General features: G+C 67.1%; 16 protein-coding genes. 7 read left to right on the forward strand and 9 right to left on the reverse strand.

Annotation, left to right across the window (positions count from 1 at the left end; translation table 11 throughout):
• Positions 1 to 160 precede the first annotated feature (160 nt).
• From OWC43_RS22885 to OWC43_RS22900, 4 genes are all read left to right on the forward strand, one after another.
• Positions 161 to 352: a hypothetical protein gene (locus OWC43_RS22885; protein ID WP_137828553.1), complete on the forward strand. Its 192-nt coding sequence runs from the start codon at positions 161 to 163 to the stop codon at positions 350 to 352.
• A gap of 63 nt (positions 353 to 415) precedes the next feature.
• Positions 416 to 1,615, forward strand: coding sequence for a pyridoxal phosphate-dependent aminotransferase (locus OWC43_RS22890; RefSeq protein WP_393958438.1), 1,200 nt, complete (start codon positions 416 to 418; stop codon positions 1,613 to 1,615).
• A gap of 206 nt (positions 1,616 to 1,821) precedes the next feature.
• A complete protein-coding gene (locus OWC43_RS22895) occupies positions 1,822 to 2,235 on the forward strand; it encodes a DUF1236 domain-containing protein (RefSeq protein WP_137828551.1) in 414 nt (137 codons plus the stop codon).
• 213 nt (positions 2,236 to 2,448) lie between these two features.
• Positions 2,449 to 2,733 carry a hypothetical protein gene (locus tag OWC43_RS22900; RefSeq protein ID WP_137828550.1) on the forward strand — a complete coding sequence of 95 codons (285 nt, stop codon included), beginning with the start codon at positions 2,449 to 2,451 and terminating at the stop codon, positions 2,731 to 2,733.
• Positions 2,734 to 2,750: 17 nt separating this feature from the next.
• Here the strand turns inward: OWC43_RS22900 and mscL are convergent, their stop codons facing one another.
• Positions 2,751 to 3,182: a large conductance mechanosensitive channel protein MscL gene (gene mscL / locus OWC43_RS22905; RefSeq protein WP_393958439.1), complete on the reverse strand. Its 432-nt coding sequence runs from the start codon at positions 3,180 to 3,182 to the stop codon at positions 2,751 to 2,753.
• A gap of 134 nt (positions 3,183 to 3,316) precedes the next feature.
• On the opposite strand from mscL, the gene tam reads away from it, so the two are divergent.
• Both tam and OWC43_RS22915 read left to right on the forward strand, forming a co-directional pair.
• Positions 3,317 to 4,096 carry a trans-aconitate 2-methyltransferase gene (gene tam / locus OWC43_RS22910; protein ID WP_393958440.1) on the forward strand — a complete coding sequence of 260 codons (780 nt, stop codon included), beginning with the start codon at positions 3,317 to 3,319 and terminating at the stop codon, positions 4,094 to 4,096.
• A gap of 412 nt (positions 4,097 to 4,508) precedes the next feature.
• Positions 4,509 to 5,216 (forward strand): sigma-70 family RNA polymerase sigma factor, encoded by a 708-nt coding sequence (locus OWC43_RS22915; RefSeq protein WP_137828547.1) that lies wholly within the window; start codon positions 4,509 to 4,511, stop codon positions 5,214 to 5,216.
• 196 nt (positions 5,217 to 5,412) lie between these two features.
• Here the strand turns inward: OWC43_RS22915 and gyrB are convergent, their stop codons facing one another.
• From gyrB to OWC43_RS22955, 8 genes are all read right to left on the reverse strand, one after another.
• Positions 5,413 to 7,860 (reverse strand): DNA topoisomerase (ATP-hydrolyzing) subunit B, encoded by a 2,448-nt coding sequence (gene gyrB, locus OWC43_RS22920; RefSeq protein ID WP_393958441.1) that lies wholly within the window; start codon positions 7,858 to 7,860, stop codon positions 5,413 to 5,415.
• 227 nt (positions 7,861 to 8,087) lie between these two features.
• Positions 8,088 to 8,732, reverse strand: a complete 645-nt coding sequence (locus OWC43_RS22925) for an MBL fold metallo-hydrolase (RefSeq protein ID WP_393958442.1) — start codon at positions 8,730 to 8,732, stop codon at positions 8,088 to 8,090.
• Positions 8,733 to 8,804: 72 nt separating this feature from the next.
• On the reverse strand, positions 8,805 to 9,209 hold the full coding sequence (locus OWC43_RS22930) for an acyl-CoA thioesterase (RefSeq protein ID WP_137828544.1): 405 nt from the start codon (positions 9,207 to 9,209) through the stop codon (positions 8,805 to 8,807).
• Positions 9,210 to 9,311: 102 nt separating this feature from the next.
• On the reverse strand, positions 9,312 to 9,455 hold the full coding sequence (locus tag OWC43_RS22935) for a hypothetical protein (RefSeq protein WP_393958443.1): 144 nt from the start codon (positions 9,453 to 9,455) through the stop codon (positions 9,312 to 9,314).
• 181 nt (positions 9,456 to 9,636) lie between these two features.
• Positions 9,637 to 9,924 carry a hypothetical protein gene (locus OWC43_RS22940; RefSeq protein WP_137828543.1) on the reverse strand — a complete coding sequence of 96 codons (288 nt, stop codon included), beginning with the start codon at positions 9,922 to 9,924 and terminating at the stop codon, positions 9,637 to 9,639.
• A 119-nt stretch (positions 9,925 to 10,043) separates the two neighbouring features.
• Positions 10,044 to 10,229 (reverse strand): DUF1508 domain-containing protein, encoded by a 186-nt coding sequence (locus tag OWC43_RS22945; RefSeq protein WP_137828542.1) that lies wholly within the window; start codon positions 10,227 to 10,229, stop codon positions 10,044 to 10,046.
• Between the two features lie 72 nt (positions 10,230 to 10,301).
• Complete coding sequence (locus OWC43_RS22950; protein ID WP_137828541.1) at positions 10,302 to 11,807, reverse strand: DEAD/DEAH box helicase; 1,506 nt, start codon at positions 11,805 to 11,807, stop codon at positions 10,302 to 10,304.
• Positions 11,808 to 12,054: 247 nt separating this feature from the next.
• Positions 12,055 to 12,291 (reverse strand): hypothetical protein, encoded by a 237-nt coding sequence (locus OWC43_RS22955; protein ID WP_137828540.1) that lies wholly within the window; start codon positions 12,289 to 12,291, stop codon positions 12,055 to 12,057.
• A gap of 216 nt (positions 12,292 to 12,507) precedes the next feature.
• Between OWC43_RS22955 and sseA the strand changes: the two genes are divergently transcribed.
• On the forward strand, positions 12,508 to 13,359 hold the full coding sequence (gene sseA / locus OWC43_RS22960; protein ID WP_393958444.1) for a 3-mercaptopyruvate sulfurtransferase: 852 nt from the start codon (positions 12,508 to 12,510) through the stop codon (positions 13,357 to 13,359).
• Positions 13,360 to 13,396 lie beyond the last annotated feature (37 nt).

Consider the following 13,396-nt stretch of genomic DNA (forward strand, 5'->3'; position numbering starts at 1 on the left):
CGTGGGTCCGCCGCAGCCTCGTTCCGGCGCGGCCTTTCCGCTCGTCGACGAAATCCGGCTTGGCGGGAGTTTCCTTGGCCGGAGAGGGGGTGCTAAAGACCATCACGCAATCTGTTTCGATCCGGGTCGCTGCGCGGCCCGCCAACGTGAGTGTTGTGGAATGAACCCGCTGGTGCCGCTCTCGGCTCTCCTGCTCCTGCCGATCGGCGCGGTGCTCGCCGTGCTGTTCACGGATACCGGCATCGAGCCCCTGCTGTTCAAGGACGCGGTGAAGACCTTCGCGATCCTGTTCGTGGTCGGTGGCGCGATGTCCTTCGCCGCGAGCAAGCTGGCCGATCGCTCGAACGCCTGAGCATCGTCTCCGCGCCGCTCCGGATGAGGCGCTGCGCGGGTCAATGGGTGAAGGAGAGAGGCCATGCCGCAGGTCGTTCCCTCCTTCGAACGGATCGGCGAGGAGAACGCCTTCGCCGTTCTGGCTCGCGCCAGCGCACTGGCCGAGCAGGGCCATGACATCGTCAATCTCGGCATTGGCCAGCCGGATATGCCGACACCGCCCCATATCGTCGAGGCGGGCATCAAGGCGCTGCGCGACGGGCATCACGGCTACACGCCGGCCATCGGCATCACGCCCCTGCGCGAGGCAGTCGCGCGCGACATCCAGCGCCGCCACCGCGTCGAGGTCTCACCGGATTCGGTGATGATCGTACCGGGCGGCAAGGTCACCATGTTCATGGCGATCCTGATGTTCGGCGCGCCCGGCGTTGAGATCCTCTATCCCGATCCCGGATTCCCGATCTACCGATCCATGATCGCGTTCACGGGGGCGACTCCGGTGCCCGTGCCGATCCGGGAAGAGAACGGATTCGCGTTCTCCGCCGAGGAAACCCTCTCGCTCGTCACGGAGCGCACGCGTCTTCTCATCGTGAATTCACCGGCCAATCCGACCGGCGGCGTCACGCCGAAAGCCGAGATCGACGCCCTGGTCGAGGGACTGGCCGCTTATCCGGACATCGCCGTTCTGTCCGACGAGATCTACGGCACCATGACCTATGACGGGCAGGCCCATCATTCGCTGCTGGCCTACGAAGGAATCCGCGATCGGCTGATCTATCTCGACGGCGCCTCGAAGACCTATGCGATGACCGGCTGGCGGCTCGGCTGGTCGGTTTGGCCCAAGCCCTTCTACGATGCGGCGCGCAAGCTCGCGGTCAATTCGCATTCCTGCGTGAACGCTGCCACGCAATGGGCCGGGATCGCGGCGCTGGACGGACCGCAGGACTGCGTCGCCGCGATGGTCGCCGAATTCAACCGGCGTCGCAGCCTCGTGGTCGAGGGGTTGAACGCGCTGCCGAACGTTTCATGCATCACGCCGAAGGGCGCATTCTACGCCTTCCCGAACATCACTGAGACCGGTTGGCGAGCCAAGACGCTGGCCACGGCCCTTCTGGAGGAGGCGGGGGTCGCGGTGATCGGTGGACCCGATTTCGGCGTGTACGGAGAGGGTTATCTCCGCCTGTCCTACGCCAACTCGCCCGAGAATATCACACGGGCTTTGGAGCGGATGAAGACGTTCCTGGCACGGACGAACGGCCATGAATCCTCGACCAGCCTATGAGGCTCGCGACCATCGTCGGCGTGATACAAACAGTTTTCGTTCTGCCGCCGAGAGTCCTTGAAAGAACTGCCCCGAAATCGCGCAGCAGGGGATAATCTCAGTCTTTCTCGATTTTTCATGCATCCCAATCGCCGGGTGCGGCGTTGTCCGGCCATGCTTCGCTGCAGACGACAGGCGGCGGACGTCACTAGGACGGAGATGCAGGAATGAAGATCAAGACCCTTCTGGCCGTTTCGGCTTTTGCTCTCGCGCTGCCGATGGCTGCTCAGGCCCAGGGCACGCTGCGCGGCGCCGAGCGCGGTGCGCAGGACGGTGCGGATGCGGCCGGCCCGGTCGGCGCGATCGTCGGCGGCGCGGTCGGCGCGGCCACTGGCACGATCGGCGGCATTCTCGGTGTCGAGGATCGTCCGCGCTTCCGCTCCTACGTTCGTGAGCGCAACGTCCGCTCCTACGATTACGATGGCCGCGTCGCTGTTGGCACCGTGCTGCCGAACTCGGGCGTGACCTATTACGACGTCCCCGGCGAGTACAGCGTGGCCCGCGGCACCCGCTACACCGTCGTCAACGACCGTCCGGTGCTGGTCGACGGCCGTCACCGCATCATCGAAGTCATCGAGTAAGACGTCTCAAGCGCGCTGCCGAGAGGCAGCGCCGCTGACCGGCCCCGGCGCTCCTGCGCCGGGGCCGTTTTCTTTTGCGCCGAGATAATCGGCTTCTTCGTCCCATCATCGAAGCCGATCTTCAGACGAAGCTCGGTCCCATGAGCACGCAACGCTTATCCGTTTTCGTCCGTTGACAGGTGCAAGGTCGGCCAAACCCTAGCAGGACAGACGATGAGCGCCCCCGACGAGAGATCCGATGCGGCCCCGCTACCGGAATCCGTTCGCGATCATCTCGGACATGAATTGCGCACCGTCTATACGGTCGAAACGCCTGGCCCGCGCTTCCTCGGCGACGAACCCGAAGTGCCGGTGAAGTTCGAACCGCAGATCAAGCGCCTTGAGACGCGTCTCAAGACTCACGAGGAAGGCACCGAAGCCGTCGAGCAGGCTCTTGAGCGCATCCTCGATGCGTTCGGCGTGGCCCTTCCCGAAGACAAGCCACGCCGGCCGGAATAGCCTCTGTTCTCCGCCCCTCAGGGGGTCGACCGGCGCTCGGCCAGGAGATCGCGAATTTCTCCCAAGAGCTTCACGTCCGCGGGCAGCTCCGCGACCGGTTCGGGCTTCGCCTCTTCCCGTGACTTCAGCGCGTTCATCGCGCGAATCACCATGAACAGCACGAAGGCCACGATCGTGAAGTTGACGGCGAGTGTGAGGAACTGTCCGTAGCCAATCACCGCGCCGACTTTCTTGGCGTCGGCATAGGCCATTCCCGATTGCACCTTCGACGAGAGCGGGATGTAGTAGTTCGAGAAATCGAGGCCGCCCGTCACCGCGCCGATGATCGGCATGATCACGTCCTGCACCAACGAATTCACGATGGCGCCGAAGGCTGCGCCGATGATGACGCCGACGGCGAGATCGACCACGTTGCCGCGCAAGGCGAATTTCTTGAATTCCTCAAGCATGTTCTCTCTCCCGGTCGTATCCGGCTGCAATCGCGTTGGAGGCTGACAAGACCGTGCCGCTCCGCCAAGTGGCTGCGTTCGCCCGTCCACCGTGTAATCTGTCACGACACACCGCGCCTGCTTCGGAGGCGAGCATGTCGGACTGGAACGCGGCCCAGTATCTTCGCTTCGCCCAGGAACGCACCCGACCCGCGGCGGATCTCCTCGCTCACGTGCCCCTCGGTACGGCGGAGCGGGTGATCGATCTCGGTTGTGGGCCGGGGAACAGTACGGCGCTCCTGGCGCAGCGCTTTCCCAAAGCCGATATCGTTGGCGTCGACAGCGCGCCCGATATGCTGGCACAGGCGCGCCGCGACCTTCCCGGATTGCGCTTCGTCGCGGCGGACATCCGGGATTTTCACGCCGAGGCTCCGCCCGATCTGATCTTTGCCAACGCCGTCCTGCAATGGCTACCGGATCACGCGACGCTGCTGCCGCGTCTGGTCCGGCAGCTGCGCCCCGGCGGCTACTTGGCCCTGCAGATGCCGGACAATCTCGACGAGCCTTCGCATCGGCTGATGCGGGAGGTCGCCGCGAACGGTCCATGGGCCGCATCGATCGGCGATCCGGCAGCCGCGCGCACCCCGATCCTCGCGGTCGACGCCTATGACGACCTGCTGCGCGGGGCCGGGTGCAGCACCGTCGATCTCTGGCGCACGACCTATTTCCATCCCCTCGCCGGTGCGGGCGCCATCGTCGCTTGGCTCCAGGGAACCGGCCTCCGCCCGTTCCTGACGCCGCTCTCGGCCGAGCATCGCGCCGGCTTCCTCACCAGCTATGAGCAGGCCCTGGGTGAGGCCTATCCGACGCGGAACGACGGACGCGTCCTCCTCGCCTTCCCCCGGCTCTTTCTGATCGCTCAGCGGACCGCCTGACACGGGCGGCTCGCTTTGCTCGACGGCTTACCCGGCAGATGATCCATCGCGAATGATCGGTGTCCGGTGCAGAGCCGTTGCGTTGTCAGGCGGAGAGCCCAATCCGATTCATCGAACGCCCAACCGCATTCGCGGACATGCCGATCGACGGCGGGCTCCGCCCGCCTTGGGAGCGCTGGCTGACATCGACCCTCCTCGGACAGCAGGGATTACCGCTCCGCTTGGAGCGTCAACAGTAAGCTCGGCCGCGAATTTGCCCGATATACCGCGAAGCTGCGCAGGTGCCGGCGACGAGCAGGAGGGATAAGTATCTGTACCGTTACGGCTTCGTTTAGCATCAGTTCATTTTTTGATTGGTATCGAACTTGGAATTCTTCTAGCAAGCTAAGCCGTAGTCGAGGCCAAAGCCAGGATGACTGACCGACCGACGCACGCCGAGGGCGAAGATCTGCTCGCGGCAGATCGACAGGATGCCACGAAGGCCGTACCCGGCCATCTGGCAATGGCGCTGCGCGACTACTTCGCCGTCGCCGCGCAGGCCCCCCTCCCCGGTCGACTCGGTGAGCTGATGGCTCGCGTCGAGATCGCCCTGGCCGCCCATGGCGGGCGGATGGAGACGGTCTTCCGCGACGATCTCGTGAAGGCCCTGCCGATGCTGCGTACCTTCGCGATCTCGCTGACGGCCAATCCGAGCCGCGCCGACGATCTCGTTCAGGAGACGATGGTCAAGGCCTGGGCCAACCGGGAGCGATTCACGCCGGGCACCAACTTCACCGCGTGGCTGTTCACGATCCTGCGCAACCAGTTCTACACGGAGGTTCGCAAGGGCCGCCGTGAGGTCGAGGACGCCGACGGCACCCATGCCGGTACGCTGACCACACAGGCCGATCAGGAACATGCCGCCGGCCTGCGGATGGTGATGAATCTGATCGGAACCCTGCCCCTTCCGCAGCGTCAGGCCTTGCTGCTCGTCGGAGCCGAAGGCTTCACCTACGAGGAAGCGGCCGAGCGTCTCGGCTGCCAAGTCGGCACGGTCAAGAGCCGGGTCAGCCGGGCTCGTGCCTTCCTGACGGAATCCTTCGAAGGTCTCCCGAACGGATTGGCATCGGCGCGAGCCTGAAGGAGCGGACGGCCTCGGCCTCTACCCAAGGCCGTCCAAGCGAGGCAGAGCCAAAACGAATCCGAGCGGAACTCGGCCGACAAGGGCGGCTCGCCCCAAGAACGGTCCTGACTTCACCGTAAGCTGCGGAGCCCTTGATGGCGTCGGCTCCGCCTCGCGATGACGGCGCGGCTGTCGCGCGCCGCCGCATCCTCGATCAGACGTCGAGATTGGCGACGCTCAGGGCGTTCTCCTGGATGAACTCGCGCCGCGGCTCGACCACGTCGCCCATCAGCTTCACGAACAGATCGTCGGCGTCGGTCGTGTCCTTGACCTTCACCTGCAGAAGCGAGCGCACGTCGCGGTCGAGCGTCGTTTCCCAGAGCTGCTGGGCCGTCATCTCGCCGAGGCCCTTGTAGCGCTGGAGTTGAAGGCCCTTGCGGCCGAAGGCCATCACGGCCTCGAACAGGCCGACGGGACCGTGCAGCACCGTCTCGTCACCCTTGCGGGCGAGCGTCACCGGCTCGGCGTAGATCTCCCGAAGCGCCTCGGCCCGCTCGGCGAAACGGCGCGCCTCCTGGGACGCGATGAGTGAGGCATCGAGAGCGGCGACCTGTTTGACGCTGCGCAAAGTCCGGCTGAAGACGTAGCCCCCCTCCGATGCCTCCCCGGTCCAACCCTTCTCGATCTCGTCGGCGATGGCGTCGAGGCGCTTCACGGTGCGGTCGGCCAGGACCTCCGCTTCGCCGGGATTCTCCGCCGCCTCACGATCGAAGGCGCCGGCCAGGACCGCCTGCTCCACCACGGCACGATCGTAGCGGGTGTGGAGCCCGTGCAGGATTCCGCGGAAGGAGCGGGCCTCCTCGACCAGGGTCTTGAGCTGCGCCCCGCCGAACTCGGTGCCGGAGGCGAGCCGCAGCACGGCGCCTTCGACGCCCTGATCCATCAGGTAATCTTCGAGCGCCCGCTCGTCCTTGAGGTAGAGAACCTTGCGGCTGCGCTCGGCTTTGTAGAGCGGCGGTTGGGCGATGTAGAGGTGGCCGCGCTCGATCAGTTCCGGCATCTGGCGGAAGAAGAACGTCAGCAGCAGCGTCCGGATGTGCGAACCGTCCACGTCCGCATCGGTCATGATGATGATGCGATGATAGCGCAGCTTGTCTGGGTTGAAGCCTTCACGGTCGGTCGATGAGCGGCCGATGCCGGCGCCCAGCGCAGTGATCAGCGTGCCGATCTCGGCCGAGGACAGCATCCGGTCGGCGCGCACACGCTCGACGTTCAGGATCTTGCCGCGCAGCGGGAGGACTGCCTGGAAGGTCCGATCGCGCCCCTGCTTGGCCGAGCCGCCGGCGGAATCGCCCTCCACCAGAAGCAATTCGCACTTGGTCGGATCGCGCTCCTGACAATCCGCCAGCTTGCCCGGCAGCGAGGCGATGTCGAGCGCGCCCTTACGGGTGATGGTCTCGCGCGCCTTACGGGCAGCCTCGCGGGCCGCGGCCGCCAGCACCACCTTGGCCATCACCGAGCGGGCTTGGGACGGGTTCTCCTCAAGCCAAGTCGAGAGGCCCTCATTCAGGATGTTCTCGACCGCCGGACGCACCTCGGAGGAGACGAGCTTGTCCTTGGTCTGCGACGAGAATTTCGGATCCGGCACTTGCACGGAGATGACCGCGGTCAGGCCCTCGCGGCAATCGTCGCCGGTGAGCGAGACCTTCTCCTTCTTGGCGATGCCCGACGATTCGGCGTAACCGGTAATCTGGCGCGTGAGCGCCGCACGGAACCCCGCCATGTGGGTGCCGCCGTCGCGCTGCGGGATGTTGTTGGTGAAGGGCAGCACCGTCTCGTTGAACGAGTCGTTCCACCAGAACGCCACCTCGACGCGGATGCCGTCGCGCTCGCCGAGCACGGTGACGGGTTTGGCCATGCCCTCGACGGATTTGCGGGAGCGGTCGAGATAGCGCACGAACGCCTCGACGCCGCCCTCGTAGCAGAGCTCCTCGCGCTTGTGCTCGGCGTGGCGCGCGTCGGTGAGGACGATGCGGACGCCGGAATTCAGAAAGGCGAGTTCCCGAAGCCGCTTCTCGAGGGTCGGATAGTCGAACTCGACCATGGTGAAGGTTTCGGGCGAGGGCGTGAACGTCACCTCGGTGCCGCGCCGATCACCCGCCGGGCCCACCACCTCCAACGGCGCCACCGCGTCGCCGTGGCGGAACTCCATGCGGTGCTCCTTGCCGGATCGCCAGATCCGAAGCTTGAGGCTGACCGAGAGCGCGTTGACGACGGAAACGCCGACGCCGTGCAGGCCGCCCGAGACCTTGTAGGAATTCTGGTCGAACTTACCGCCCGCATGCAGCTGGGTCATGATGACCTCGGCCGCCGAGACCCCCTCTTCCTTGTGGATGTCGGTGGGGATGCCGCGCCCGTTATCCGAAACGGTCACGGAGCCGTCGGCATTGAGCGTGACGGTCACGAGGTCCGCGTGGCCCGCGAGCGCCTCGTCGATGGCGTTGTCCACCACCTCGTAGATCATGTGGTGAAGGCCGGAGCCGTCGTCGGTATCGCCGATATACATGCCGGGCCGCTTGCGGACGGCGTCCAGGCCCTTGAGCACGCGGATCGATTCCGCGCCGTAGCTGTCGGCGTGATCGGTATTCGGGGAGTCAGCCATCAAATTCCTCGGGCAGGCGGCTCGTGAGCCTATTTTCAAACCCGGCCGGGCCGGGCGTGCCTGCTATGTCCGTGCCGGATTCATATAGGCGTTCCCCCCTGATTTTGCATCGTTTTTTGCGCCGCATTGGTGGCGTTGCACCCGACTTTTCTGCCCCTTTTCCGTTAAGCGTCAGTTAGGATCGCAGAGGCCCGTCGCCGGAAGGGCGAGCGGGCCAACATCCTCCCTCAACCCTGCAGGAACGGGTTCGTCAGACGCTCCTGGCCGAGCGTACCGGTCGGCCCGTGTCCCGGAATGAAAGCGACGTCGTCGCCGAGCGGGAGGATTTTGTCCTTGATCGCTTTAATCAGTTGCTCGTGATTACCACCAGGCAGATCGGTGCGCCCAACGGAACCCTGGAACACAACGTCGCCCACCAGGGCGAAGCGCGCATCGCGGCTGACGAATACGACGCTGCCGGGCGAGTGGCCGGGGGCATGCAGAATGTCGAAGGTCAGGCCGCCGACGGTCACGCTGTCGCCCTCGTTCAGCCAGCGGTCGGGCGTGATGGCGCGGGCGCCGTCGATCCCGTAATTCGCCCCGGTGTCGGGCAATGAATCGAGCAGGAAGCGGTCGGCCTCGTGCGGCCCCTCGACCGGCACGCCAAGACGCTCCTTCAGCTCCGCGGCGCCTCCGGCATGGTCGATATGGCCGTGGGTCAGCAGGATCTTCTCGACCGTCACACCTTGTCCGCGGATCGCGGCTTCGATCCGGTCGAGATCGCCGCCGGGATCGACGACGGCGCCGACCTTGGTCGCGTCGTCCCAGATCAGGGTGCAGTTCTGCTGGAACGGCGTCACCGGAATGATCGCGGCGCGGGGCGTGGCGGACATGCGGGCTCTTCGGATGTGTCTCGAAACGGATGCCTGTTCTAGCCCGCTCGAAGGCCCGGCGCCAAACGCAGCCTAGCCCTCCAAGGGGATCGGTCGCGGGCGGCCCTCATCGTCGATCGCCACGAAAGTGAAGGTCGCCTCGGTGACCTTCTCGCGCAGCTGCGTCCGGAACCGACGCGCCCAGGCTTCGAGATGGATCTTCATCGAGGTGCGTCCGACCTTGTCGACCCGCGTGTAGACGCAGAGCACGTCGCCCACGCGAACCGGTCGGATGAACGTCATAGCCTCGACGGCGACGGTGACGACCCGACCCTGGGCCCGCTCGACGCCGGCGATCCCGCCCGCCTGATCCATCTGCGACAGCACCCATCCGCCGAAAATATCGCCGTTGGCGTTGGTGTCGGCGGGCATCGCGATGGTGCGCACCGTCAGATCACCTGTGGGCTGCTCCTCGGTCGCCTCGCTCGCTTGCGTCATCGCTCCCCTCCCCCGCGCCAGTCCGCTCACCGCTGCCGTCGCTCAAACGTAAGCCAAGCACGCCCTTCGCGGTCGCACTAGGGGTCGTCCAGCGCCGGGACGTCACGGAGTGAGCCCCGCAAGCCTCAGACCGGCCGCCAGGAAGATCGCAGCGGCGCACATCAGCACTTCGAGGGGAATGTCTTGCCAGGACCACGCGCGAGGCTGCGCCTCGGCGCGCCGCAGACGCGCCACGAGATCGTTCATCGGGCTTCCTCCGGAGCGGCCCGACTGACGCGGCCCGTCTCACATCGGCAGGATCCTACCGCGAAACGGCTCGGAACTATAGGGAGACCAGTTGAAACGGCATCATGATGCAGAGCACGTGTCACGAAAAAACCCGGAGCCGCACGGCTCCGGGTTCTCGACGGCACGGGGCTGTCAGATCTTAGTAGTAGAACCGGCGCGGGCCGTAGAAACGGCGCGGGCCATAGAAGCGGCGGCCGTAGTAAGGACGGCGGTAGAACGGGCGCGGTCCGTAGAAGCGGCGGCCGTAATAGGGGCGCGGACCCCAACCGCGACGGCGGTAGTAGTACTGCGCCTTCTCGACCGTGGCCGGCGCGGTTTCGGCGAGCAGGGCGGCCGAGGGGCCGACCGGTGCGGCGGATGCGCCCTGCGGGGCGGCGACAGCGAGGCCGAGCGCCATCAGCGCGGCGAGCAACAATGTCCTGATCAAGTCGACGTTCCCTCTGCGACAGGCGCGAGTGGGCGCATCTCTCTGCGTCACCCGCGCGGGCTGGAACGTCACAGGAAGCCGGACGGTTTCGTCTCGCCGGGACTTTTCCACCGATTCGTTCAGGCGATCTTCGTCGTCATATCGACGGTGGAGGCCTCACCGCTACGTTTCACCAGCGCGATCGCGTGCTCGCAATCTTCGCGGCGCACATACCCTTCGCCGGAATCGGCGATGACGTTGCCATTCTGCACCCGCAGGCGCCAGCGCCACTCGCCGGCGGCATCCCGGTAGAGTTCGAACCGCATCGAGACCTCCAAAAACGTCGGGCCGGAGCGATGCCCCGGCCCGGTGAGATCTAGGGCAAGATCACGGGAAGGTTACGAGCGCGGCGAGCGGTCGAGCCAACCGATGGACCGTCCACCCTCGCCGCCGCCCGGACGGGCCGGACGCTGCTGACCCTGGCGGTTGCCGGGACGCCCGTCGGGCCGCCGCTGGCCGCCTTCCGCGATCCGCTCGGGGCGGGGCTGGTTGCCGCGGTGAGGCTGGCCGCCGCGTCCGTCCTGGCGCGGCTCGGCCCGCTGGTCGCGACCGGGCTGACCGCCGGGACGGCCACCGCCACGGGCCTCCTGGCCGCGACCGCCGCCGGGGCGACCGTGGCCCTGACGCTGGCCGGGACGGCCCTGGGGCTGACGCGGCGGACGCCGCTCCTCCGCCGCAGCGGTCTCGGCGGCCTCCTGACGGGACGGCGGAACGAACCCCTCGGGGAAGCCGACGACCGGCACCTTCTGACGGGTGATCCGCTCGATATCGCGCAGATAGGCGCGCTCCTCGTCGTTGCAGAACGAGATGGCGAGACCTTCCGCCCCGGCGCGCGCGGTGCGGCCGATGCGATGGACGTAGGATTCCGGCACGTTCGGCAGATCGTAGTTCACCACATGCGTCACGCCCTCGACGTCGATGCCGCGGGCGGCGATGTCGGTCGCCACCAGCACCCGGCATGAGCCGTCACGGAAGGCGGCGAGCGCCCGCTCGCGCTGGGGCTGACTCTTGTTGCCGTGGATCGCCGCGCCCGCGATCCCGACCTTGTCGAGGCCGCGCACGACACGGTCGGCGCCGTGCTTGGTACGGGTGAAGACCAGCACGCGCTCGATCTTGGGATCGCGCAGGATGTGGCCCAGCAGCGCCTGCTTGGCGCCGGTGTGACAGAAGATGACCTGCTGCTCGACGCGCTCGGCCGTCGTCGCGACCGGCGTGACGGCGACCTGCACCGGGCTCGACAGGTACTGATCGGCGAGTCCGGCGATGTTCTTCGGCATGGTGGCCGAGAAGAACAGGCTCTGACGCTCCCGCGGCAGCATCTTCACGATGCGCTTCAGCGCATGGATGAAGCCGAGATCGAGCATCTGGTCCGCCTCGTCGAGGACGAGGATCTCGACGCCCTCCAGCGTCAGCGCTCGGCGGTCGACAAGGTCGATCAGCCGGCCCGGCGTCGCGACGAGGATGTCGACGCCCGGCGCCACCGCCCGCTCCTGGCGGCCGATATTCACGCCGCCGAACACGACGGTGTTGGTGTAGGGCAGATGCCGGCCGTAATCCGAGAACGACTCGGCGATCTGGCTGGCGAGCTCACGGGTCGGCGAGAGCACGAGCACGCGGCAGCCGCGCCGCGGGGCCCGCCGGGTCGAGAGCGAGAGGCGATGCAGGATCGGCAGCGCGAAGGCCGCGGTCTTGCCGGTGCCGGTCTGGGCGATGCCGCACAGGTCGCGGCCTTCCATGGCCGGCGGGATGGCCTGTGCCTGGATCGGCGTCGGCGCCGTGTAGCCGGCCTCCGCGAGAGCCCGAAGAACGGGCTGGGCGAGGCCGAAATCAGTGAATTGGGTCAAGTCGGTACTTCTCAATGCAGCGGAACCCGCAACCCGGCGATGCGCGCGGACGAGGTATCGGGTCCGATGGTGCGAGGGATTGCCCGCGTGATGGGGCGATCCGGGGTGCATGCACGTTGAAGAGAGGGGCCGGGGCGCACCTTCAAGCGGCGCGAACCGTCACGCAGCCCCCTCAAGCGGCTCGGAGCCGCTGACGCTGCAGACGCGATATGCGATGCTGCGGGTGCGAAGTCAATGCGGGCGGAGGCTAGCCCTCGTCGTAACGGCTCATGCGGAAGACTTCCGTACCCGCGCCGTCGAGGACCCGCACCGCCTCCGCCGCCGGGCCCGAGCGCTGCGGCACCCGCGCCCGCGCGAAGAGGCGGCGGGCGCGCTCGGCCGCGCCGTCCGGCGTGTCGGTTCGCACCGTCATCCGCTGCTGGACGCCGCCCGGCGCCCCGTCTTCCTCGGGGCCGAGCACCTCGATGTGGTAGGTCTCTCGCACGCGAACTTCGATCCTCGGAATGACGGGGCCGCGGGAAACGCCCGAACGGGCGCCGTGACGCGGCGGGAAACCTCATGCCGGCCTTGCCGAATGCGCGCCGATGCCGGATGTGGTGATGTCGCGTGCCTCTTAAAGCGCCCGCAACGCCGCCGCATCCCCAGGCGATGACGGAGCGGGTGAGGCATATCCGCGGGCTCGTGCGCAAGCGAGGACATCATGGCGACATCGCCCTTCGTCACGCCGGACTGGCTTTACCAGCACCTCAGCGCGCCCGATATCGTGGTGCTCGACGCCTCTTGGTATCTGCCGGCCCAGGGCCGTGACGCCGAGGCGGAATACCGCGCAGCCCATATCCCCGGCGCGATCCGCTTCGATCTCGATGCGATGAGCGATACCGAATCCCCCCTGCCCCATATGCTGGCGCGGCCCGAAGTCTTCGCGTCGAAAATGCGGGCGCTCGGCGTCGGCGACGGAGCCCAGGTCGTCGTCTATGACGGCATGGGCCTGTTCTCGGCGCCGCGGGTCCGATGGATGCTGCGCACCTACGGCATGCGCGACGTGGTGCTCCTCGAAGGCGGTTTGCCCGCTTGGCTGGCGGCGGGATACCCGACGGAAGAGGGGGAAGGTCGCCCGCGCGATCGGCGCCATTTCACCGCCCGGTTGGACGGGAGCGCCGTCGCCGATGCGGACGACGTGGCCCGGGCGCTGGCGGATGGGGGCGCGCAACTCGTCGATGCCCGCTCCGGTCCCCGCTTCCGCGGTGAGGAGGCCGAGCCCCGCCCCGGCGTCCGCCCCGGTCATATGCCGGGTGCGAAGAACCTCCACTACGCAGCCCTGCAGGCCAACGGCCGGCTCCGGGACGAGACGTCCCTGCGCGCCGCCATGGCCGAGGCGGGCGTCGATCTCGACCGGCCGGTCATCACAACCTGCGGCTCGGGCGTGACCGCCGCGATCGTCTCGCTCGCCCTCGAGACCTTGGGTCGACCGCCCCGCGCCCTCTATGACGGCTCGTGGTCGGAATGGGGCTCGGACCAGCAGCGCCCGGTCGAGACGGGGCCGACGCGCTGAGCCTCCGCTGCATCGAAGATGCGCCGCGCGGGACGGA

Source organism: Methylorubrum sp. POS3, assembly GCF_043352485.1.
Taxonomy (GTDB): Bacteria; Pseudomonadota; Alphaproteobacteria; order Rhizobiales; family Beijerinckiaceae; genus Methylobacterium; species Methylobacterium suomiense.

Excerpts from the sequence above, each read along its gene's own strand:
- OWC43_RS22885 (WP_137828553.1), top strand. The coding sequence starts at position 161 with ATGAACCCGCTGGTGCCGCTCTCGGCTCTCCTGCTCCTGCCGATCGGC.
- OWC43_RS22890 (WP_393958438.1), top strand. The coding sequence starts at position 416 with ATGCCGCAGGTCGTTCCCTCCTTCGAACGGATCGGCGAGGAGAACGCC.
- OWC43_RS22895 (WP_137828551.1), top strand. The coding sequence starts at position 1,822 with ATGAAGATCAAGACCCTTCTGGCCGTTTCGGCTTTTGCTCTCGCGCTG.
- OWC43_RS22900 (WP_137828550.1), top strand. The coding sequence starts at position 2,449 with ATGAGCGCCCCCGACGAGAGATCCGATGCGGCCCCGCTACCGGAATCC.
- mscL (WP_393958439.1), bottom strand. The coding sequence starts at position 3,182 with ATGCTTGAGGAATTCAAGAAATTCGCCTTGCGCGGCAACGTGGTCGAT.
- tam (WP_393958440.1), top strand. The coding sequence starts at position 3,317 with ATGTCGGACTGGAACGCGGCCCAGTATCTTCGCTTCGCCCAGGAACGC.
- OWC43_RS22915 (WP_137828547.1), top strand. The coding sequence starts at position 4,509 with ATGACTGACCGACCGACGCACGCCGAGGGCGAAGATCTGCTCGCGGCA.
- gyrB (WP_393958441.1), bottom strand. The coding sequence starts at position 7,860 with ATGGCTGACTCCCCGAATACCGATCACGCCGACAGCTACGGCGCGGAA.
- OWC43_RS22925 (WP_393958442.1), bottom strand. The coding sequence starts at position 8,732 with ATGTCCGCCACGCCCCGCGCCGCGATCATTCCGGTGACGCCGTTCCAG.
- OWC43_RS22930 (WP_137828544.1), bottom strand. The coding sequence starts at position 9,209 with ATGACGCAAGCGAGCGAGGCGACCGAGGAGCAGCCCACAGGTGATCTG.
- OWC43_RS22935 (WP_393958443.1), bottom strand. The coding sequence starts at position 9,455 with ATGAACGATCTCGTGGCGCGTCTGCGGCGCGCCGAGGCGCAGCCTCGC.
- OWC43_RS22945 (WP_137828542.1), bottom strand. The coding sequence starts at position 10,229 with ATGCGGTTCGAACTCTACCGGGATGCCGCCGGCGAGTGGCGCTGGCGC.
- sseA (WP_393958444.1), top strand. The coding sequence starts at position 12,508 with ATGGCGACATCGCCCTTCGTCACGCCGGACTGGCTTTACCAGCACCTC.